Origin of the sequence: Lentzea albidocapillata subsp. violacea (genome assembly GCF_900100275.1) — a bacterium.
GTDB lineage: Bacteria > Actinomycetota > Actinomycetes > Mycobacteriales > Pseudonocardiaceae > Lentzea > Lentzea violacea.
The window spans coordinates 94,056-112,951 of sequence record NZ_FNET01000022.1; the positions used below are offsets into that span (position 1 = coordinate 94,056).

Genomic DNA, 18,896 nt, shown 5'->3' on the forward strand with positions numbered 1-18,896 from the left:
CCGCGTGAGGCGACAACCTTGGCGGGTGCCCCGAGTGGGTTAACTGCTGGGCCGAAGGTCTCGGCAAGGTTACGGAATGACCTTGCCTTCGTCTACCACCGGGGCCCCATCAGTTCACCGGCCAGCACGCTCTCACAGTCGTCCACGTGGGTTTATCGCGGGGTGGGAGAGACGCGTCACCCGACCACCCGGCGGATCACCGAAATGGGCCCGATCGAGTCGATGTTCGCGATCTTCACCGGCACGCCCTCGGTGGACGCGTGCACCGCTCGGGTGCCGTCCACGGCCATCGCCACGTGCGACTGACCCGAGTAATAGATGATGAGGTCGCCCGGCGCGACCTCGCCGCGACCCACGCCGCGGCCGACCTTCGCCTGGTCGTAGGTGACGCGCGGAATGGACACGCCGGCGGCCCGGTAGGCGGCCTGCATCAGCGACGAGCAGTCCCACGAGTTCGGTCCGTTCGAGCCGAACACGTACGGCTTGCCCTGCTCGCCCAGCGCGAAGGTGAGCGCGGCGCCGGCCGCACCGGCGGGCGCGTTCACGGTCACCTTGGGGCCGGGAGCGGCCAGGGTCTGCTTCTGCGGCGCGGACAACGACTGGTACTTCGTCCGCGCGGTGGACACCTGCTGTTCCATGGCGGCCTTGCGGGTGGAGACGTCCGCGGCGAGCTTCTCCGCGGCGGCCGCGGCGCTGGTCGCGTCGGTGCGGGCCTTCGTCGCCTCGGTCAGCGTGGCGTTCATCCGAGAGACCGCCGCGTTCTGGTCGGCGGCGATGATGTTCATCGCCTGCATGCGTTCCAGGAAGTCCTGCTGGGACGTCGAGGTAAGGAACGCCGACAGGTCGCCCAGCCGGGCACCCTCGAACGTCGCCTCGGTCAGCGTGTCGACCTGGCCGCGGAACTGCTCCGACTCGGCCAGCGCCTTCTTCTCGGCCTCGGTGGCGGCGACCACGATCCCGTTCGCCCTCGACAGGTCGCTCTGCGCCTTGAGGTGGTCCTGGCTGAGCTTCTCCGCCTCCCGCGTCAGGTCGTTGTAGACCTTCAGCGCGTCGTCGGCGGGTTGCGCGCGCGCCGAAGGCATCGACACCACCGTCGCGGCGATCACGGCGGCCAAAGCGGTAGTCCTTGCAGCACGGCCGGGCACGCGGCCTCCTCAGGAGTCGGAATCGGCTTCTGAGGAGGCCTACGGCCGAACGGGTGCAGGGGTTCAGTCGAGGTCGACGAGCGGTCCTTCGACAACGAGGACGGGAGCGTCGAACTCGACGTCCACCAGTTCGTCGGCGAGTGCTGGCGAGGCCGTCACCAGCACGGCTCCCGCGGTGGCGGCCAAGGTGGTTGCGATGCGTGAAGTCAAAGACACGAAGAGCAACCTAACGGCCAAAAGTCGCAAATCGGGCGGCCTCACCCGATCAGGCGGCCCGGCGTGCCTCGATCGAGGCACGGCACGCGGCGATCAGGCGGGCGGTGGCGGCGCTGCCCCCGCGCCCACAGCGGGGGCAGCGCATCGCGACGGCACCGGTGAGCTCGTCGACCACGACGCCCAGCGGCGAGTCGCAGCCCCGGCACCAGCGGTGCCGCGTGACCGGGTTGACGTGCACGGGCGACGAGACGCACTCGTGGATCCACCTCCCGTGCACGTGGCAGGTCAGGCGGTCGTCGGGCGCCAGCACGCCGTCGTCCTCGGCGTGGTCCTCTTCGACCAGTGTTGCGATGAGCGTGGCGATCATGGCGACCCTCCGATCCGGAACCTGCCTTCTGCTGGAACGTCGAACCGGCGACGGCGAAATCGACACGCGCCGCCGGCTTTCGACGCGCAGTCGTCGCGTGATTCCGCACGGTGATCCGCCTACCGCGAATTCCTGGGTCGCACACCCTCTTGATAGGTTAGGCAAGCCTAAATCAGGAGGTGGACAGGTGCGCAGGACAGTCGCCGCGGTTCTGCTGCTCGGCCTGGTGGCCGGGTGCGGTGGAAACGCTCCCACGGAGCAGGGAAGTGGCCAGTGGTCCTTCAAGGACGATCGCGGTAAGGAGGTCACCGCGCCGAAACGGCCGGAGCGCGTCGTCGCGCAGGTGTCCGCCGCGGGCGCACTCAAGGACTACGGCATCAACGTCGTCGGCACGTTCGGCCCGCTCAAGCGCGCGGACGGCACGACCGACCCGGAGGCCGGCAGCATCGACCCGAGCCAGGTCACCGACGTCACCGGCCCTGGCTACGGCGAGATCGACTTCGAGAAGTTCGCCGCGCTGAACGCCGACCTGGTCGTCGCCGGCTACTACCCCGAGGTCTCCGGGCTCTGGCACCTCACCGCCGAGTTCGAGGAGAAGGTTCTCAAGGTCGCCCCGACCGTCGGCATCGGCCAGTCTAAGATCCAGCTGCCGGACGGGATCAAGCGCTTCAAGGAGCTCGCGAAGTCGCTCGGCGCCGACGTCGACTCCGCGAAGGTGAAGGCCGACGAGGAGGCCTTCACCAAGGCAGCCGACAGGCTCAGGGCCATCGGCAGGAAGATGACCGACGCGAAGCAGAAGATCCAGGTGATCGGCGCGGACCCGAAGCTCCTCTACGTCGCCGTGCCCGCCCGCAACCCCGACCTCGACTGGTACGTCAAGGAGCTCGGGCTGCCGATGCTCACGCCGGAGAAGCCCGACGCCGAGGGCGGCGGCTACTTCCAGTCGCTGTCGTGGGAGAACTCCGGCACGTACAAGGAGCACGTGATCATGTGGGACACCCGCCAGCACGTGCTCGCCCCGGAGCAGATGAAGGAGGGCCACCCGGTCTTCCAGGGCCTGCCCGCCGTGCAGGCCGGCCGGTTCGTCGAGTGGAACGCGGTCGCGCCGCTGAGCTACTCCTCCTACGCCGCCATCATGAACAAATTGGCTGACCAGCTGGACCAGGTGTTGGCAAAGTAGCCATGTGCTGACGCTTCTGAGGGAAAACGGCCCGTTGCGCGTGCTCAGCACCGCACGGGTCGTTTCTGTCGTGGGGGACGCGCTCAGTCTCGTCACACTGATGGTGCACGTGCAGTCCGTGCTGGGGAAAGCCATCGCGGTGGCGGCGCTGCTGCTCGTGGGCGACTTCGCGCCGTCGTTGCTCAGCCCGCTGACGGGCGTCATCAGCGACAGGTTCGACCGGCGCACCGTCATGATCGTCTGCGAGGTCGCGCAGGGCGTGTTGCTGGCGGTCATCGCGCTCACGCTGCCGCCGTTGCCGATCCTGCTCGCGCTGGTGGGCGTGCGGGCCGTGATCGGGCAGGTCTTCATCCCCGCCTCGCGAGCGGCGGTGCCGAGCCTGGTCGCCCCGAAGGACCTCGCGCAGGCGAACACCGCGCTGGGCCTCGGATCCAACAGCGCCGACGTCATCGGGCCGTTCCTCGCCGCCTTGCTACTGCAGTTCATGGACACCCGCGGCGTGCTGCTCGTGGACGCGGTCTCGTTCGGCCTGTCGGCGTTGTTGTTGCTGCGCCTGCCGAAACTCGTGGTGCCGGCCGAGCCGGGGGAGACGGTGTTCACCGACGTGAAGGCCGGGGTGAGCGAGATCTGGCGCAACCGGGCGCTGCGGATCATGTTCCTCGGCTTCTGCGGTGTCGTCGCGTGCACCGCCATCGACGACGTCGCCGTGCTGCAACTGACCATGGGGGTCTTCGGCGAGTCGGAGAGTGTCGCCGGTGTCGTGCTCGGCGCGGTGGGTATTGGTCTGCTGATCGGCTATGCGTTGCTGGCCAGGGGTTCCGCGCGGTGGAGCATGGTCGCGTTGCTCGTCACCGGGTTCCTGATCAGCAGTGCCGGCAACCTGTTCACCGGCCTGGCGTGGGGCGTCGCGTCCGCGTTCGCGCTGCAAGCGGTGCGGGGACTGGGAATCGCGGCGATGGACGTCGCGCACAGCACGCTGATCCAGCGGCTCGTGCCCGGTGATCGGACAGGCAGGGTGTTCGGCAACTTCTACGGCGGGATCGGTGTGGCGGCCGCGGTGTCGTACATCGCCGGTGGTCTGCTCATCGACGTGCTGGGGCCGCAGCTGATCCTCGTGATCGCGGGCGGCGCGGGGGTTTTGGTGTCGTTGTGGGTGGTTGCCGCCGCACGGGCGAGAGGTGTTGAGTGGGAACCAGCCTCTTGAGGGGAGAAGGCGATGTGGGGGAAACGCATTGCTGTTCTTGCTGTTTCGTTGCTGCTGACCGGATTGACCGCCTCCGTCGCGCAGGCGGGCGCCGGGGTAGTGCCCGCGTCGACGTCGTGGACGTCCGCTGACCGGGGTTTCGTCCTGGGCCTCGACACCCTGTGCCAGACCGCGAACTGCCCGCAGCTCGTCCGCACGCTCGACGGTGGCGCGTCGTGGACGCGGGTGAAGACCCCGGCGCTGTCCGTGCCGGAGACCGACCGGCTGCGGGTGCTGTTCGCGAACGACGCGGCCGGCATGGTGACCGATGGCGAGCAGCTGTTCGTCACCAGCAACGGCGGCACGCGCTGGGAACCGTCCGGGATCAAGGGAACCGTTGGCGCACTGGGCTTCGACGACTCCGGCTTCCTCGCGGTGAGCTACGACGGCACGTCGTCGCGGCTCTTCCACCGCGAGCTGTGGTTCGGCTCGTGGCAGCCGGTGCCGGGCGTCGAGGTCAAGGGTCAGTCTCACGGTGAGATCGCTCCCGGTCAGGTCTCGCTGTCGACGATCGGCGTGGAGAACCGGTACTGGACCCGGTCACCGGCGGGCTGGCTGGAGGAACCGGCGCCGTGCACGGAGTTCTCGGCCACCCGGCTCGGCACCGTCGGCGCCGACCGCTATGCGTTGTGCAGCTTCGATCCCGGCTTCGGGAACATGACGAAGGAACTACGTCAGGCCGTGGGCGATGGGCCGTTCAAGACCGTCAGCGTGCCGCCGCGCGAGGGCATCACGACGGGTTTCGCGGTGTCATCGGAGGCGGCGCTCGTGGCCGCGACCGGACGTGACTGGTCGTTCGTGCACCGCGGTGCCGGCGCGAAGTGGGACACGCCGCTCACCCTGGGCGGACCGCCGTTCGAGGACCTGGCGTTCTCGGGCTCGCGCCACGCCACGCTGGTGCGTGGCGGGCCCGGCCAGGAGTTCGCCGAGATCCACCGGACCGACGACGCCGGACTGACCTGGAAGATCTTGTCGGTGTAGCTCGGTACCCTCGCTTCATGGAGCCCTACGACCACGGCATGCTCGACGTCGGCGACGGCAACCAGATCTACTGGGAGACCGTCGGCGACCCCGGCGGCAAGCCCGCCGTGTTCCTCCACGGCGGCCCCGGCGGCCCGGCGAAGGGCGCGCGGAAGTCGCTCGACGCGGCGAAGTTCCGCATCGTGATCTTCCATCAGCGCGGGTGCGGCCAGAGCACTCCGCACGCGAGCGACCCGGCCGCGGACATGAGCGTCAACACCACCGAGCACCTGATCGCGGACATGGAGCAGCTCCGCGAGCACCTCGGCATCGAGAAGTGGTTGCTGTACGGCGGTTCCTGGGGCACGACGCTCGCGGTCGCCTACGCCCAGCGGCATCCCGAGCGGGTGTCGGAGATGATCCTGATCGCGGTCACGTTGTCGTCGCAGCGCGAGCTGGATTGGCTCTACAAGGGCGTTTCCCGGTTCTTCCCGGAGGCCTGGGCCCGGTTCAGCGCGCATGCCGGTGGCGGGCCCGACGTCGTCCGTGCGTACGCGCAGCTGATGGAGAGCCCGGATCACGACGTCCGGGAGCAGGCGGCGCTGGAGTGGTGCCGGTGGGAGGACACCGTGCTGTCGCTGGAGAACTTCGGCAAGCCGGACGTGTTCGCCGGCCGTGCGTCCGGCGAGGTGATCGCGCTCGTGCGGATCATCGCGCACTACTACTCGCGCGGCGGTTTCGTGGACGATCTGCTGGGTGGCGCCGGCAAGCTCGCCGGCATCCCGGCCGCGCTGATCCACGGCCGCAGGGACATGAGCTGCCCGGCGGACACGGCCTACGCACTCGCGCAGGCGTGGCCGGACGCCGAGCTGACCCTCGTGGACGACAGTGGCCACAAGGGCAGCCCCGCCTTCGCAGAGGCGATCGGGGCCGCGGTCAGGAGGTTCTCCCCATGACACAACGGAAACCGCCCGGAATGGGCTTCGAGTCGTGGATCGACAGGCAGATCCGCGAGGCCCAGGAGCGCGGCGAGTTCGACGACCTGCCGAGCGCGGGCAAACCGTTGCCCGGTGCGGGCGAGACGCTAGGGCGTGTATCGAAGTCTGATCCGCGATAGCCGGGCCCGAGGCGGCCCCTGGCGGCACGGGCGACCGGCCCACATACAACACCGGTATGCGGGCCGGTCGCCCGCACCACCAGGAACCACCTCAAGCGCGGCTCTCATCGAACCAGACTTCGATACACGCCCTGGACGAAGACTGGTGGATCAGGAAGAAGATCCGGGAGGAAGAGGGCACTGCAGGGTTGCCCCCTTCCCTGGTGCTGCGCAAGCAGGCCGAGACCGCCAGGGCCCGTGCCCTGGCGGCCGAGACCGACGAGGAGGCGCGCTCGATCATCGAGCGGATGAACGCGGAGATCCTCGACGCGCTGCGGAAACCGTTGTCCGGTCCGCCGTTGAACCTGATGCCGTTCGACGTCGGCGAGCTGCTGCGTGAGAGGAAGGGGACCTCACGCGGAGAGTGATCAGCTCGCGTTGATGTCGATGCAGGAGTAGAACGCCATCGCGGTGTCGCCGATGTTCCACACGGCCAGGACCTTGTGCCTGCCGGGCGACCCCACGTTCACGGTGTGCTGCACGTTGGCCGGCGGCTGCTGGTTGTTGCCGCTGAACGTCGCGACCTTGCGGCCGTCGACGAAGTAGTCGTAGTCACGCGTGCGGTGCCGCGCGGTGAACGTCCAGTTGAACGTCACGGAACGGCCGGTGTTGTGGACCCTCCACCCCTTGTTGTCGTTGCTCAGCTCGGAGAACTGCGACAGGTTGGCGTGACAGCTCTGCAGACCCTTGGGGCCCTCGACCGACTGCGGTTCGTACTGGATGGCGCCGCAGGAGATCGTGCGGGCGGCGCACTGCGCCTGACGGCTGGCAGGAGAGTTCACGTAGCCGTGCGCGAACGCCGTGCCGCTGGGGAGTGCCACGACGATCAACGGTGCAGCGAGAACGCCGGCCATGGCGGCCGTAACCTTACGTCCAATCTTCATGTGTCTTCCTTTGCCTTGATGTGCGTACTCCCGTTACATCGCGGCGGCGACTGAAGGTCTAGACCATACCGCGCGTAATCACGACGCCACAAGACGTGTCTGACAGATCAGTCAGGTTGTCCTGTCCGGACGAACTTGCCGGTGTCCGGAGGCACTTGTCAGGGCCGGTGAGGTTGCTGTGCTCGCGCCGCCCCGAGAGAGTTCCGGCGCGTCGGAGCTTGATCATTCCCTGGCGTGGCGCCGATGGTGCCGGCCGGGCGGTCGGCGTGACGCAGTCCGGTGCCCCGCTCCGCGCGGGAGCAGGCAACCGCCGGGCGGCTTCTCCTCGAACGCACTCTTTGTGGTCGATTCGGCCGTAACGGCGATGGCTTGGTCGGCGAGCCTGTTGGTGTAGCCGGGAGGTGGACCGTTGCACATCGATGACCATCCGGGGCGCGACGGGGGCGCCGTCCGTGGGCGTGGCGTGCTCGAAGGCGGATTTCGGCTCCTCGACCTTCTCTCCCGTGCCGAGGGCGGGATGGGGTTGTCACGGCTCGCCCGCGAGTCCGGCCTGCCCAAGGCCACCGTGTATCGGCTGGTGGAGCAGTTGGTGCAGCTGGGCGCGGTGCAGAGGTACCGCGAGCGCTACTTCGTCGGGCACCTGCTGTCCCGTCTGGGCACCGCCTGGCAGCCATTCCCTGGGTTGCAGCGAGCCGCGCGCGAACCGGTGCGGCTGTTGTCGGCCCTGACGTCGACCGCGGTCGTGGTGACCGTGCTGCACGATGACCGTGTCCGGGTCGTCGTCGGCACCCGTGGCCTGGTCATGGACCTACCCCGAATCCACCCGGCCGACGAGTTCCCCGTCACCACGGCGACCGGCAAGGTGCTCCTGCTGGCCGGTGCACCCGCGGCCGAGGACGTGCCTGCCGGACTTCCAGCCGACGAGTGGCGGCGGGCGCGCGAGGAGTTCCGCCGCACCGGATCGGTGGTCGTCGACCGGCACGAGGTCGTCGCCGGGATGTGCTGCGTGGCCGCACCGGTTCGCCGGGCGGACGGCACGCTTCTCGCCGCGGTCGGCGCGATGGCGGTGAAGGAGCACGTGCCGCCAGGCCTGGACAACCTGGTACGGCGGGCGTCCCTGGAGATCACCCGCAATCTCCAAGCCGGGTGACCCGGTCCGCTCAGCGAACCGTTCGGTTTCCCGGGGCGGGCACGGCGACGGACCCTTCCGACACCCACGTGAAGGGAGAACTCCGATGACGCACCAAGGGAACTACCCGTCGCTTTCCCTCCAGTCGTACAACTACCCGACCAGGTACATCCGTCACCGCCACTTTCTCGGCGAGCTGACCGAGATCTCGACCGACCTCGACAAGAACGACGCCACCTTCCTCGGGGGACGCGGCGACCGCAACCCGGTCGTCGGTGAGAGTGTGGCGTTCGAGGCGTGCAACTGGCGGAGGTTCTACCTGCGGCACCAGGACTTCGTCGTCAAGCTCCACGAGGAGCACCTCGTCATCGATCCCGACCGGCCACCGACCTACCGCACCCCCGAATCCGGCCTGTTCTACGCCGACGCCGGTTTCCGTCTCGTACCTGGGCTGGCGGACTCGACATGCGTGTCGATCCGATCGGTGAACTACCCCGACCGCTACCTCCGCCACCGCGGCTTCAAGCTCTACCTGGAACCCGCGAACGACGACCTGGCCCGCGCCGATGCAACCTTCCGCATCACCGACGGACTGGTCCCCGGACCACCCCGCCCCGACATTCGGTGAACCCCTGACCGGCCAACTCCAGCCGGACGGGACAGGTCCGGTGGGAACCACCGTCTCGGCAGGCTGCCGGTGGAAATCGGTGTTCGCGCAGTTCAAACCGGTTTGTGTGCGGTATTGCATTTCTCGGGCGACGATTGTTCGCATTGCCGCCGCTTCTAGAATCGCGCGCATGTGGTGGTCGGTGGACTCGCGAACTCGTCTGGTGGGACGAGAGCGGGAACTGACCACCGTGCGACGGTTGCTGCGGCGGCACCGGCTGGTGACGCTCGTCGGGCCCGGCGGGGCGGGGAAGTCGAGGCTGGCGGCCGAACTGAGCCTCGGCGCCGCCGTCGTCGAACTGGAGCCCGTGCGCCGGCCGGACCTGCTGTGGCACGTGATCGCGTTCTCGCTGAACGTGTGGGAGGAGCCGGGTTCGGCGCTGCGCGAGACCGTGCGGCGCGCACTGGCCGATCACCGCGTCCTGGTGTTGGACAACTGCGAGCACCTGATCCACGAGGCCGCCTCGGCGGTGGCGGAGCTGCTCGCCGCGTGCCCGCGCCTGCGCGTCCTGGTGACCAGCCGCGAACCCCTCGACCTGGCCGGGGAGATGTGCGTCGAGGTCGGCCCGCTGTCTCCGGCCGACGCGCGGCAGTTGTTCGTGGACTGCGGCGGTGCCCCGGAACTCGCCGGCTCGGTGCGGGACCACCTGCCGCTGGCGATCGCACTCGCCGCGGCCCGCACCGACGTGCCCGCCCGCCACCGCACGCTCGACGCCGTGATCAGGTGGAGCTACGACCTGCTGGCGCCGGTCGAGCAGTCCGCGTTGCGCAGGCTCTCCTCGCTGATCGGCGACTTCGACCTGAACCTGGCCGCCGCGGTGTGCGGCGACCGGGCGGACGTCGTGCAGCTGATGGCCTCGTTGCGCGCCAAGTCCTTGGTGGTGCGCACGCCGTCGTCGTCGGGCGCGCGGTTCCGGCTGCTCGAGTCGATCCGCCTGTTCGGCCTGGCGCGGCTGGAGGAGAGCGGCGAGACGGACGCGACGTTCGACCTGCTGGTCGACTCGCTGACCGGAACCATCCAGTCCATCTCGGCGGCCCCGGTGGTCACGGCCGGGATGGACACGTGGCTGGCGAGCCAGGAACACCAGCTGCTGCAGGCCGCGGGACGCGTCCCGCGCACCGACCCGCGCCACACGTGGCTCGTCGCGGGCATCGTGCACGTCTGGTACCTGCACCGTTCCTACCACGAGGCGATGCGCCTGGCGTCCACCGCCCTGGCGCACGGCCCGCTGACGTCCCACGCGGAGTTGCTGCTCTTCCGCGCGGTGTGGTTGGCCGGCTTCACCGGCGACGAGGCGGCCGCGCTGCGGTACGCGGAGGCCCTCGTCGCACACCCGGCCATGAGCCGGCCGGCCTGGGAGGCCCGCGGGTGGAACACCCTGGGCTACGCGCGAGGGATCAACTCCGACCTCGCCGGCGCCCACACCGCCAACGAACGGTCGGTGGCAGCGGCGCGGTTCCTGGGCGACCCGGAACTGCTGATGACGTTCCTGAACAACCACGCCTGGCTCCTGATGCGGCTGAACGACCTGACCGCCGCCCTCGCGGCCGCACTGGAATCGCTGTCACTCGGCGTCCTGGACGGCTTCCGCCTGATGGCCTCCCGGCACACCGCGGGCGTGATCGCGCTGGCGGCGAACGACGTCGACCAGGCCGAGCACCACTTCACGACCGCCCTGCGCGTAGGAGCCCTCGCAGCCGTCTCGGAAGCAGGCCTGCTCGAAGGACTGGGCATCGTGGCGGCACACCGGGGCGACGCCGACCGCGCCGTGGTGCTGCTGGCCGCTGCGGCCGCCACCCGCCGGACACGGGGCTCACGGCAGGAAGAACCCTGGAACCGCATGGTGGCGGACGCACGCGAGCTGGCGCTGTCCGCCGCCGGACCACGGCGGGCGTCGCGGGCCTGGTCGCTGGGGGAGCGGCTCGACCACGCCGGGCTGCTCGCGTACGTGAGCACGCCGCGGCAGCACGGACCGCTGACCGCGCGGCAGCGGGAGATCGCCGACCTCGTGGCGGACGGGCTGACCAACACCGAGATCGCGGTGCGGCTGGGGATCTCGGTCGCGACCGTGCGGTCGCACGTGACGCAGATGCTGTCGCGGCTGGGGTTGAGCTCGCGGACCCAGCTGGCGGCGCGGACGGCGAGGGCGCGGTGAGTGGGCGTGCCGCATCCGCTGGCTGTGGTGAGACCCGCCCAGGCGGTACCTCATGAAGTGTGAGGAGTGCGGCACCAAGCTGACCACCACCGCCAAGTACTGCTCCGGCGCGTGTCGTCAGCGCGCCTACCGCAAACGTGCCCGCGACGTAGTCCCCGCCTCGCCGCGCCTCGACACGTTCGCGGGCCGCACCACCGAGCTGGCCGAGGTCACCACCCTGCTGGCGCGCAACAGGATCGTCACCGTCACCGGACCGCCCGGGGTCGGCAAGTCGCGGCTCGTGCACGAGGTGATCGCGAACCGGCAGCACGTCCTGCTGTTAGAACTGGCGGACGTCACCAGGGTCCCGGACCTGCTCGCCGACGCGCCGCGGCCCGGTCTGCTGGTGCTGGACGGCTGCGAGCACGTGCTGGCCGGCTGCGCGCACCTTATCGCCGCGCACCCCTCGCTCCGCGTCCTCGCGACCAGCCACGAGCCGCTGCACGTGCCGGGGGAGCAGGTGTACCGGCTGAAGCCGCTCGGCGCGCGCGACGCCAAGCGGTTGTTCGTCGACCGGGCGGTGGCGCTCGACAGCGAGTTCGACGGGAACGCCGCGCTGCTGGACGTCGTGTGCGCGCGGCTGGACCGGTTGCCGCTGGCGCTCGAACTCGCGGCACGGCTGGTGCGCGTGCTGACGCTGGAGGAGATCGTGGCACGGCTGGACGACCGGTTCGCCGTCCTCACCACGGGACCTCGGGACGCTCCGGCGCACCACCGGTCGCTGCGCGCCGCGTTCGACCGCGGCTACGAGTTGCTGACCGAGGCCGAGAAGGTCGCGCTGCACCGGTTCGCGCTGGTGCCGGGGACCGTCGGGCAGGAGATGGCGGAGCGGCTGCGGTCGCGGTCACTGCTCGAACCCGACTTCACGATGCTCGAGTCGGTCCGGCAGTTCGCGTTGCCGGGGGTGTCGGTCACGACGGCACGCCCGCAGGCCGAACCGGAGGAGGCCGCGCTCTCGTGGCGTGACGAACGGCTGCTGCGCGTCGCCGCGATGGTCGCGGAAGGCCTGACGAACAAGCAGATCGCGGACGGGCTGCACGTGTCGCTGCGGACCGTGGAGGCGGACGTGCGCGACCTCAAGTCCGTGCTGGGTGTGCGCTCGCGCGCCCAGATCGCCGCCTGGACCACGCGGGCGTGAACCGGAGGCGGCGCTAGGCCGTACGTCCGGGCAGGAGGTGAGGAGCCGAATGCGCATCCTCGGACTGCTGCTAGGGATCCTGCTGCTCGCCGGCTGCGCGGAGAAGGCGCCGGCGCCCGAGAAGTTCCAATTCACCGCCAAGACCCTGGAGGGCGCGGAGTTCCGCGGCGACAAGCTCGTCGGCCAGCCCGCCGTGCTCTGGTTCTGGACGCCGTGGTGCCCGGCGTGCAACGCCGAGGCGGAGACGGTCGAGGCGCTGGCCAAGCGGCACGGCAAGGTCCAGTTCGTCGGTGTCGCGGCGGAGGACCAGCTCGACGCGATGAAGAAGTTCGTGAGTGACCACAGGATGTCCGCCTTCCCCCACCTGGCGGACCTGGACGGCGCGGTGTGGAAGCGGTTCGGCGTCACCGCGCAGCCGACGTTCGCGTTCGTGGGCGCCGACGGCTCCGTGGAACTGCTCACCGGCTCGCCCACCGAGGAGCAGCTGGACCAGCGAGTTTCCTCTTTGGTACCAAAGACTTGATCCCGGTGACATCGCCGGGTCGGCTGGTATCACCGTCTTCTCGGTAGAAAGTCCCTGTGCTGTCGGGACCAAGGCCTGGTTCGGCGTCGCGATCGGAAACGTACCGTCGAACCGGCCACGTGGCGATGCCGCATGGCCTTGAGGAGGCAGGTGTCGATGGACTACATCCAGGTCTCGCTCGCGGAGGCCATTCCCGAGCAGGCCAGGGACTACGCGTCCGCTCGGATCGGCTCGCTGGACCGCTACGCGCCGGATCACGTCGACTTCGCGTGGGTCAACCTGACCTCGGACAGGTCCGTGATCCACGCGCACGCCCGGCTCGACCTGAAGTGGGTCGAGGTGCAGGCGTACGCGGAGGGTGACACGGTCACCGAGGTGATCGACCTGGTGCGGGAACGCATGCGCCGCCAGCTCGTCTCGATGCACGGCGTGCTCGCGCACAACTGACCACGGCGGACGGGCGGGTGGGTTCAGCGCACCTTCTGCACGGTGCCCCGAGCACCGTCGACCCGGATGACGTCCCCCGTGGCGATGCGGGTCGTCGCGTTGCCGCAGCCCACCACCGCCGGGATGCCCAGTTCCCGCGCCACGATCGCGGCATGCGACAAGGGCGCGCCGACATCGGTCACGACGGCCGCGGCACGGGTGAACAACGGCGTCCAGCCGACGTTCGTCACCGACGTCACCAGGACCTCGCCGGGTTGCAGTGCCCCGCCCTCGTCGATCCTGGCGAGCACGCGGGCCACTCCCTCGACCACGCCCGCCGAGCCGGGGAACCCGGTGACGTCCGACGGCATCGGCACGTCCGAGGTCGCGTCGTAGAGGTCGGCCCGGCGGTCCGGTGAGGCGGCCCAGGACTCCGGATCGAACCGCCCGCGGATCACGGCCGGATAGGGCGGCAGCGCGCGATAACGCTCATAGGCCTGCCGTTGAGCGGGAACGCGGTCCAGCAACGAGGTCTCGCCGCCCAGCACGCGCAGCACGTCGTCGATCGGCAGGAAGAACAGGTCGTCGCCGGACGACGTCAGCTCCCCGGCCCGCAGCACGAACGCCCGCATCACCCAGAACGCGCGCACCATCTCGGAACGCGCCTGTTCCCGGGCCCGCGCCCCGGCCCCGATCCGCGCCAGCCGCCGTTCGATCCGCGGTGCCCGCCGCGGCTGCGCCGCCACCAGCCGGTCCCAGGCGGCTGCCCGCGCCGCCGCCTGCCGCTCCAGCAACGCGACGGGATCCGCCAGCGCGTCCAGTTGCGTCCTCATCCACGCCGGGTCCTCGGCGGGACGCGGCTGGTGGATCTCGAACTCGTCGTGGGACCGATGACCCCACTGCTCCGCGTACTCCTCCCAGCTCAGCTCTCCCGAGCGCACCCGCGCCAGCCCGATCAGCGGCCCCACGCTCGACAGCCCGGCGCCCGCGTGGAACCCGGTCAGCAACGTGGCGGCGTCCTCCTCGCCGGCCAGCGCCACGAGTTCGCGCCGCAACGCCACCGGCCCGCCCCCGATCATGCGCGCGCCGGCGTCGAGGATCGGGCAGACGAACCGCAGCAGCTGGTCGAGATCGTTGTGCCACAGGGCGAGCAGCGCGTCCGGCGTGGCACAGGCGGCGACGGCCCGGCGTGCGGCGGCGCAGCGGGCGGGGTTGTCGCGGACCAGCCGCGGCAACCGCGTCCGGTACAGGATCTGCTGCTTCAACGGCCCGCCCGCGCCCCGCAGCACCGCGCCGAGGATCGCGGCCCGTGACATCGGCAGCGGCGGCACGGTCACGCCGGCCGGGATGCGCCCGAACGTCTCCTCGCCGGAGCGCAGCATCGCGCCGGCCTTGCCGACGGCCGCGCCGAGCGCGGTGAAGGTGCTGATGTTGAGGTAGAAGCGGCCGCCGATGTTGCCGGAGATCCGGTGCGGCCCGATCGCCGCGCTCGACAGCACCTGCGCCAGCGACCACGTCACCGGCGTCATCACCTCGGGGATCGCCTCGCCGACGTTGCCGTTGGACCACAGGTAGTCGCCGTCGAGCGTGTCGTTCCACTCGACCCGCAACGACGTGATCGGCCGCGCCTGCAGGATCTGGAACTCGCCCCCGGCCAGCGCCCACTCGATGTCCATCGGCGTGCCGTACAGGGCCTCGATCCGCGCACCCAGGGCGACCAGTGACGCCTTCTGGTCGCCGGACAGGACGTCGGCCGGGTTCTCCGTTCCGCTGACGAGTGCCTCACCGAGCCCGCGGACCGCGTTGATGACCGGCTCGGCCCGCCCGGTCACGGGGTCCGCGGTGAACAGCACGCCGGAGATCTCCGCGGGCACCATCCGTTGCACGACGACCGCCATCTCGGCCGAGGTGATCCCGTTGTGCTCGCGGTAGGCGACGGCGCGTTCGGAGCACAGCGAGTCCCAGCACCGCAGGACCGCGTCGAACAGCCCGTCCTCGGACACGTTCAGCACGGTGTCGTGCTGGCCAGCGAACGACAGCCCAGGCAGGTCCTCCGCGGTCGCCGACGACCGCACCGCCACGGGTCCGCCGAGCGCGCGGAACGCCTCCAGAACGCCCTCCATCGACCGCTCGCGGTAGGCGCGGGTCGTGAGGTGGAATCCGGCGGGCACCGGCAGGCCCGCCCGGACGAGCCTTGCCAGCGACTCGCCCTTGCCGCCGGCCACGGCCAGCACCGCTCGCGGGTCGTCGAGCGGGAGGATCAACGGGATCATGTCGCCATGGTCGTCGAAAGGGGCCTGTCCCGTTCGTACAAAGGGGGAAAGGAGATCCCGATGACACAGAAGTACCTGCTCAGCATCTACCAGCCCGACGGTGAGACCCCGCCGCCCGAGGTGCTCGAACCGATCATGGCGAATCTCGGCGCGCTGAACGAGGAGATGCAGGCCAAGGGCGTCTGGGTGTTCGCCGCCGGCCTGCACCCGCCGTCGACCGCGACCGTGCTCAGGGCGAACGACGGCGACGTGCTGATGACGGACGGGCCGTTCGCCGAGGGCAAGGAGCACATCGGCGGCTTCACGATCATCCAGGCCGCCGACCTCGACGAGGCGCTCGAGTGGGGCCGCCGGCTCGCGGGCGTGCTCAGCCCGTTGCCGATCGAGGTCAGGCCCGTCGCGTTCTGATGATCGAGGACGTCTTCCGGGCCCAGTACGGCCGTGCGGTGTCCGTCCTGACCCGCCTGCTCGGTGACATCGACCTCGCCGAGGAGGCGGTGCAGGACGCCTTCGCCACGGCCGTGCTGCGGTGGCCGGTCGACGGCGTCCCGCCCGCTCCGGCCGGTTGGATCATCACGACGGCCCGCAACCGCGCGATCGACCGGCTGCGCCGGGAGGCCAAGGGCCACGAGAAGCAGGCGCAGGCGGCACTGCTGCACCACGAACCGGAAGAGCAGGAGGTGGGGGACGTGCCCGACGACCGGTTGCGACTGATCTTCACCTGCTGCCACCCGTCGCTCGCGTTGCCCGCCCAGGTCGCGCTGACGTTGAAACTGCTCGGCGGCCTGACGACGGCGGAGATCGCCAAGGCGTTCCTGGTACCGGAACCCACGATGGCGCAACGGATCGTGCGCGCGAAGGGCAAGGTCCGCGCGGCCCGCATCCCGTACCGGGTGCCGCGCGACGCCGACCTGCCCGAACGCCTGAAGGCCGTGCTCGCCGTCGTCTACCTGATCTTCAACGAGGGCTGGCTCGACCGGGCGGAGCTCGCGGAGGAGGCGATCCGGCTCGGCCGGGTGCTCGCGGGGCTCATGCCGGACGAGCCCGAGGTGTGGGGGCTGCTCGCCCTGATGCTGCTCGTCGCGTCCCGCCGGGAGGCACGGCTGCGGGACGGCAGGATCGTCCTGCTCCAGGACCAGGACAGGGCGCGGTGGAACGCGGATCTCGTGCGGGAGGGTCAGGACCTCGTGCGCCGCTGCCTGCGCTGGAACCGGCCCGGCCCGTACCAGCTCCAGGCCGCGATCAACGCCGTGCACAGCGACCCGCCGACCGACTGGCACCAGGTCGTCGCCCTCTACGACCAGCTGATTGCGATCACGCCGAGCCCCGTCGTGGCCCTGCACCGCGCCGTCGCGCTGGCCGAGACCGAAGGCCCGGAGCGGGCGTTGCTGGAGGTCGACGCGCTCGACCTCGATCGCTACCACCTGTTCCACGCCGTGCGCGCGGACCTGCTGCAACGGCTCGGGAAAGACCCGGCGGCGGCACTGGAGGCCGCACTCGACCGGGCCGAACACCCGGCCGAACGCGAGCTCCTGCGCGAACGGCTACGGGCTCTCCGGCTTGCGGCGGACCAGGAGGATCGCGCCGACGACGACCGCTAGCCCGATCAGGATCCACACCCAGACCGGCACGCCACCGGAGTCGGAGGGCGTGGTCGACGGGGGAGCGTTCGACACGGGTGCGCTCGGCGTCACCGCCGACGGCGGGGCACTGGCCGACGTGGACTGCGCCACGACGGTCATCGTGAAGCTGAACGTGCCGGTGACGGTGTCGCCGTCGTCGGACTTGGCCGACCAGGCGATCGTGTGCGCGCCGGACTTGGCGGCGGCGGTGTCGATCTTCGCCGTGATCGTCCTGTCGACGGCGTGCACCTGGGTGACCGGCAGCGTCGTGCCGTCGGCCCCCGTGACGGTGACCGCGTCCCCGTCCGGCAGCTGCACGGCCTCGCTGAACACCAGCTCGATCTGCTCGGGCGGAGCCGCCAGGGCCGCGCCGGACGCCGGATTGCTGCTCTTGAGCTCGGCGTGGGCCTGCGCGGGGACGGCCACGGCCGTCGCTGCGAGCAGTGCCAGCACGAGCACGCTTAGGTAACGCGTCACGTGCGCAGCGTAGTGGCTGTGCCGATCAGTCCGGCAGTCTCAGAACCGGGAACCGTCACGCCACCGGCCGGGGTAACTGCGGCGTCACCGGCACGTACGACAATCCGGTCGCGACGAGGGCGGCCACCGCGGCGGCGAGCACGGGCGCGACGGGCTCCACCTCGTACAGCAGCGCGCTCAGCATCGGCGCGGCGATGAACGTCAGCCCGCTCGTGGTGGTGACCAGCCCGGCCGTCAGGCCCTGGTGCCGCGGCCCGGCGCCGAGCGAGGCCGCCGCGGCGAACCCGGTGAGCGCGAGACCGACGCCGACCGCCACCACCAGGAACGCCAGTGCCATCAACGAGGACGACGGCGCCACCGCGAGCAGCGCGTAGCCGGCCACCGAGACGGGGGAGCCGATCCGCATCAGCCGGACCGGGTACCACTTCAGCAGCGGCACGAGCAGCCCCTGCGTCAGCACGAGCCCGATGGCGGAGGCGAACAGCACGCCCTCGACGGCGCCCGCGGCCATCCGCAGCTTGTCCACGGCGAGGTACACGACGACGACCTGCGCCATCCCGAGTGACAGGTAGAGGAAGAAGCCGGTGCCGAAGGCGGGCACCAGAAGCAGCGGCTGGACCTGCACCGGTTCCCCCGGCTGCGGAGCGAGAGGCTTCAAGGTGGCGAGGACCAGGAGCGAGAGCAGCAGGGCGACCCCGGGCGCGACGTACAGCGGCAGCCACATCGACGCCACCGCGAGCGCGCCGCCGGCGACCGGGCCGATCACGGCGCCGAGGCTCTGAGCGGCACCGACGAAGCCGATGGCTCGGGTGCGCGCCGTCTCGCTCTGGGTGGAGAGACCCGCGACGGCGAGCGCGGCGACGAGCACCGAGGCGAGGCCCGCGCCGAACAGCACGGCGCGGAACAGCAGCACGAACGCGAACGCCAGGTTCGGGGTCAGCGTCTCGTCGAGGCCGAACGCCACCGTCGCGGCGAAACCGGCGGGCCCGGCCACGCACAGCACGAGTCCGGCGAACAGCACGGGACGCGGTCCCACGGCGTCGAACAGCAGTCCCCAGAGCAGGCTCGTCACGGTGATCGTCACGGACGTGACCGTGAACACCAGGCTCAGCTGGAAGGCGGTGAGGGCGAGTTCGCCGGCGAGCGGGGCGATGACGCCGGTGAGCATCTGGTGCACCGAGTACATGACCAGCAACGCGGCCAATAACGGCGTCAAGGATCTGGGCACGCTGTCCCCCTGGATTCGCGGCGGAGCCGTGAGGGTAGATCAGGTTGATGAACGAGTGGTTTGGCCGC

General features: G+C 70.3%; 20 protein-coding genes and 1 pseudogene. 14 read left to right on the forward strand and 7 right to left on the reverse strand.

Annotated features, from left to right (window positions below; genetic code table 11):
- Positions 1 to 176 precede the first annotated feature (176 nt).
- The 3 genes from BLR21_RS33970 to BLR21_RS33975 all read right to left on the reverse strand — a co-directional run bounded on the left by BLR21_RS33970 (position 177) and on the right by BLR21_RS33975 (position 1,728).
- Positions 177 to 1,145 carry a C40 family peptidase gene (locus BLR21_RS33970; protein ID WP_256335112.1) on the reverse strand — a complete coding sequence of 323 codons (969 nt, stop codon included), beginning with the start codon at positions 1,143 to 1,145 and terminating at the stop codon, positions 177 to 179.
- A 63-nt stretch (positions 1,146 to 1,208) separates the two neighbouring features.
- Positions 1,209 to 1,361: a hypothetical protein gene (locus BLR21_RS42875; RefSeq protein ID WP_176929922.1), complete on the reverse strand. Its 153-nt coding sequence runs from the start codon at positions 1,359 to 1,361 to the stop codon at positions 1,209 to 1,211.
- 49 nt (positions 1,362 to 1,410) lie between these two features.
- Positions 1,411 to 1,728: a hypothetical protein gene (locus BLR21_RS33975; RefSeq protein WP_090012724.1), complete on the reverse strand. Its 318-nt coding sequence runs from the start codon at positions 1,726 to 1,728 to the stop codon at positions 1,411 to 1,413.
- A 187-nt stretch (positions 1,729 to 1,915) separates the two neighbouring features.
- Here BLR21_RS33975 and BLR21_RS33980 point away from each other — a divergent pair, with 187 nt between their 5' ends.
- The 6 genes and pseudogenes from BLR21_RS33980 (at position 1,916) to BLR21_RS34005 (ending at position 6,635) form a co-directional block, all read left to right on the forward strand.
- On the forward strand, positions 1,916 to 2,908 hold the full coding sequence (locus BLR21_RS33980) for an ABC transporter substrate-binding protein (protein WP_176929923.1): 993 nt from the start codon (positions 1,916 to 1,918) through the stop codon (positions 2,906 to 2,908).
- 4 nt (positions 2,909 to 2,912) lie between these two features.
- The gene (locus BLR21_RS33985) at positions 2,913 to 4,112 is read left to right on the forward strand and encodes an MFS transporter (RefSeq protein WP_218131047.1); all 1,200 of its coding nucleotides are present in this window, start codon (positions 2,913 to 2,915) and stop codon (positions 4,110 to 4,112) included.
- A 12-nt stretch (positions 4,113 to 4,124) separates the two neighbouring features.
- The gene (locus tag BLR21_RS33990) at positions 4,125 to 5,132 is read left to right on the forward strand and encodes a hypothetical protein (protein ID WP_143028009.1); all 1,008 of its coding nucleotides are present in this window, start codon (positions 4,125 to 4,127) and stop codon (positions 5,130 to 5,132) included.
- A gap of 17 nt (positions 5,133 to 5,149) precedes the next feature.
- Positions 5,150 to 6,067, forward strand: a complete 918-nt coding sequence (gene pip / locus BLR21_RS33995) for a prolyl aminopeptidase (protein WP_090012733.1) — start codon at positions 5,150 to 5,152, stop codon at positions 6,065 to 6,067.
- Positions 6,064 to 6,180 (forward strand): annotated as a pseudogene (locus tag BLR21_RS34000) (DnaJ family domain-containing protein); the annotation flags it as partial. The gene pip and the pseudogene BLR21_RS34000, both read left to right, overlap by 4 nt.
- A 251-nt stretch (positions 6,181 to 6,431) precedes the next feature.
- On the forward strand, positions 6,432 to 6,635 hold the full coding sequence (locus BLR21_RS34005; protein WP_090012735.1) for a hypothetical protein: 204 nt from the start codon (positions 6,432 to 6,434) through the stop codon (positions 6,633 to 6,635).
- Here the strand turns inward: BLR21_RS34005 and BLR21_RS34010 are convergent, their stop codons facing one another.
- Complete coding sequence (locus BLR21_RS34010; RefSeq protein ID WP_090012738.1) at positions 6,636 to 7,151, reverse strand: lytic polysaccharide monooxygenase auxiliary activity family 9 protein; 516 nt, start codon at positions 7,149 to 7,151, stop codon at positions 6,636 to 6,638.
- A gap of 409 nt (positions 7,152 to 7,560) precedes the next feature.
- On the opposite strand from BLR21_RS34010, the gene BLR21_RS34015 reads away from it, so the two are divergent.
- The 6 genes from BLR21_RS34015 (at position 7,561) to BLR21_RS34040 (ending at position 13,249) form a co-directional block, all read left to right on the forward strand.
- On the forward strand, positions 7,561 to 8,301 hold the full coding sequence (locus BLR21_RS34015; RefSeq protein WP_143028010.1) for an IclR family transcriptional regulator: 741 nt from the start codon (positions 7,561 to 7,563) through the stop codon (positions 8,299 to 8,301).
- Positions 8,302 to 8,386: 85 nt separating this feature from the next.
- Entirely contained in the window at positions 8,387 to 8,908 is a 522-nt protein-coding gene (locus BLR21_RS34020) for an AbfB domain-containing protein (RefSeq protein WP_090012743.1), read from the forward strand.
- A 169-nt stretch (positions 8,909 to 9,077) separates the two neighbouring features.
- Positions 9,078 to 11,102, forward strand: a complete 2,025-nt coding sequence (locus BLR21_RS43310; RefSeq protein WP_218131049.1) for an ATP-binding protein — start codon at positions 9,078 to 9,080, stop codon at positions 11,100 to 11,102.
- A 52-nt stretch (positions 11,103 to 11,154) separates the two neighbouring features.
- Positions 11,155 to 12,279 (forward strand): helix-turn-helix transcriptional regulator, encoded by a 1,125-nt coding sequence (locus tag BLR21_RS34030; protein ID WP_090012748.1) that lies wholly within the window; start codon positions 11,155 to 11,157, stop codon positions 12,277 to 12,279.
- Between the two features lie 49 nt (positions 12,280 to 12,328).
- Positions 12,329 to 12,802, forward strand: coding sequence for a TlpA family protein disulfide reductase (locus BLR21_RS34035; protein ID WP_090012751.1), 474 nt, complete (start codon positions 12,329 to 12,331; stop codon positions 12,800 to 12,802).
- A 156-nt stretch (positions 12,803 to 12,958) separates the two neighbouring features.
- A complete protein-coding gene (locus BLR21_RS34040) occupies positions 12,959 to 13,249 on the forward strand; it encodes an HPF/RaiA family ribosome-associated protein (RefSeq protein WP_176929924.1) in 291 nt (96 codons plus the stop codon).
- A 23-nt stretch (positions 13,250 to 13,272) separates the two neighbouring features.
- Here BLR21_RS34040 and BLR21_RS34045 read toward each other — a convergent pair whose 3' ends face one another.
- Positions 13,273 to 15,501 carry a PEP/pyruvate-binding domain-containing protein gene (locus BLR21_RS34045; RefSeq protein WP_090012755.1) on the reverse strand — a complete coding sequence of 743 codons (2,229 nt, stop codon included), beginning with the start codon at positions 15,499 to 15,501 and terminating at the stop codon, positions 13,273 to 13,275.
- A gap of 60 nt (positions 15,502 to 15,561) precedes the next feature.
- On the opposite strand from BLR21_RS34045, the gene BLR21_RS34050 reads away from it, so the two are divergent.
- Together BLR21_RS34050 and BLR21_RS34055 are read left to right on the forward strand one after the other, a co-directional pair.
- On the forward strand, positions 15,562 to 15,909 hold the full coding sequence (locus BLR21_RS34050) for a YciI family protein (protein ID WP_090012819.1): 348 nt from the start codon (positions 15,562 to 15,564) through the stop codon (positions 15,907 to 15,909).
- Positions 15,909 to 17,102, forward strand: a complete 1,194-nt coding sequence (locus BLR21_RS34055; RefSeq protein WP_090012758.1) for an RNA polymerase sigma factor — start codon at positions 15,909 to 15,911, stop codon at positions 17,100 to 17,102. The genes BLR21_RS34050 and BLR21_RS34055 overlap by 1 nt, the downstream gene beginning before the upstream one ends.
- Here BLR21_RS34055 and BLR21_RS34060 read toward each other — a convergent pair.
- Together BLR21_RS34060 and BLR21_RS34065 are read right to left on the reverse strand one after the other, a co-directional pair.
- Positions 17,046 to 17,600, reverse strand: coding sequence for a copper resistance CopC family protein (locus BLR21_RS34060; protein WP_090012760.1), 555 nt, complete (start codon positions 17,598 to 17,600; stop codon positions 17,046 to 17,048). The two genes, BLR21_RS34055 and BLR21_RS34060, sit on opposite strands and share 57 nt — an antisense overlap.
- A 55-nt stretch (positions 17,601 to 17,655) precedes the next feature.
- Positions 17,656 to 18,828, reverse strand: coding sequence for an MFS transporter (locus tag BLR21_RS34065; RefSeq protein WP_143028012.1), 1,173 nt, complete (start codon positions 18,826 to 18,828; stop codon positions 17,656 to 17,658).
- Between the last annotated feature and the right edge of the window lie 68 nt (positions 18,829 to 18,896).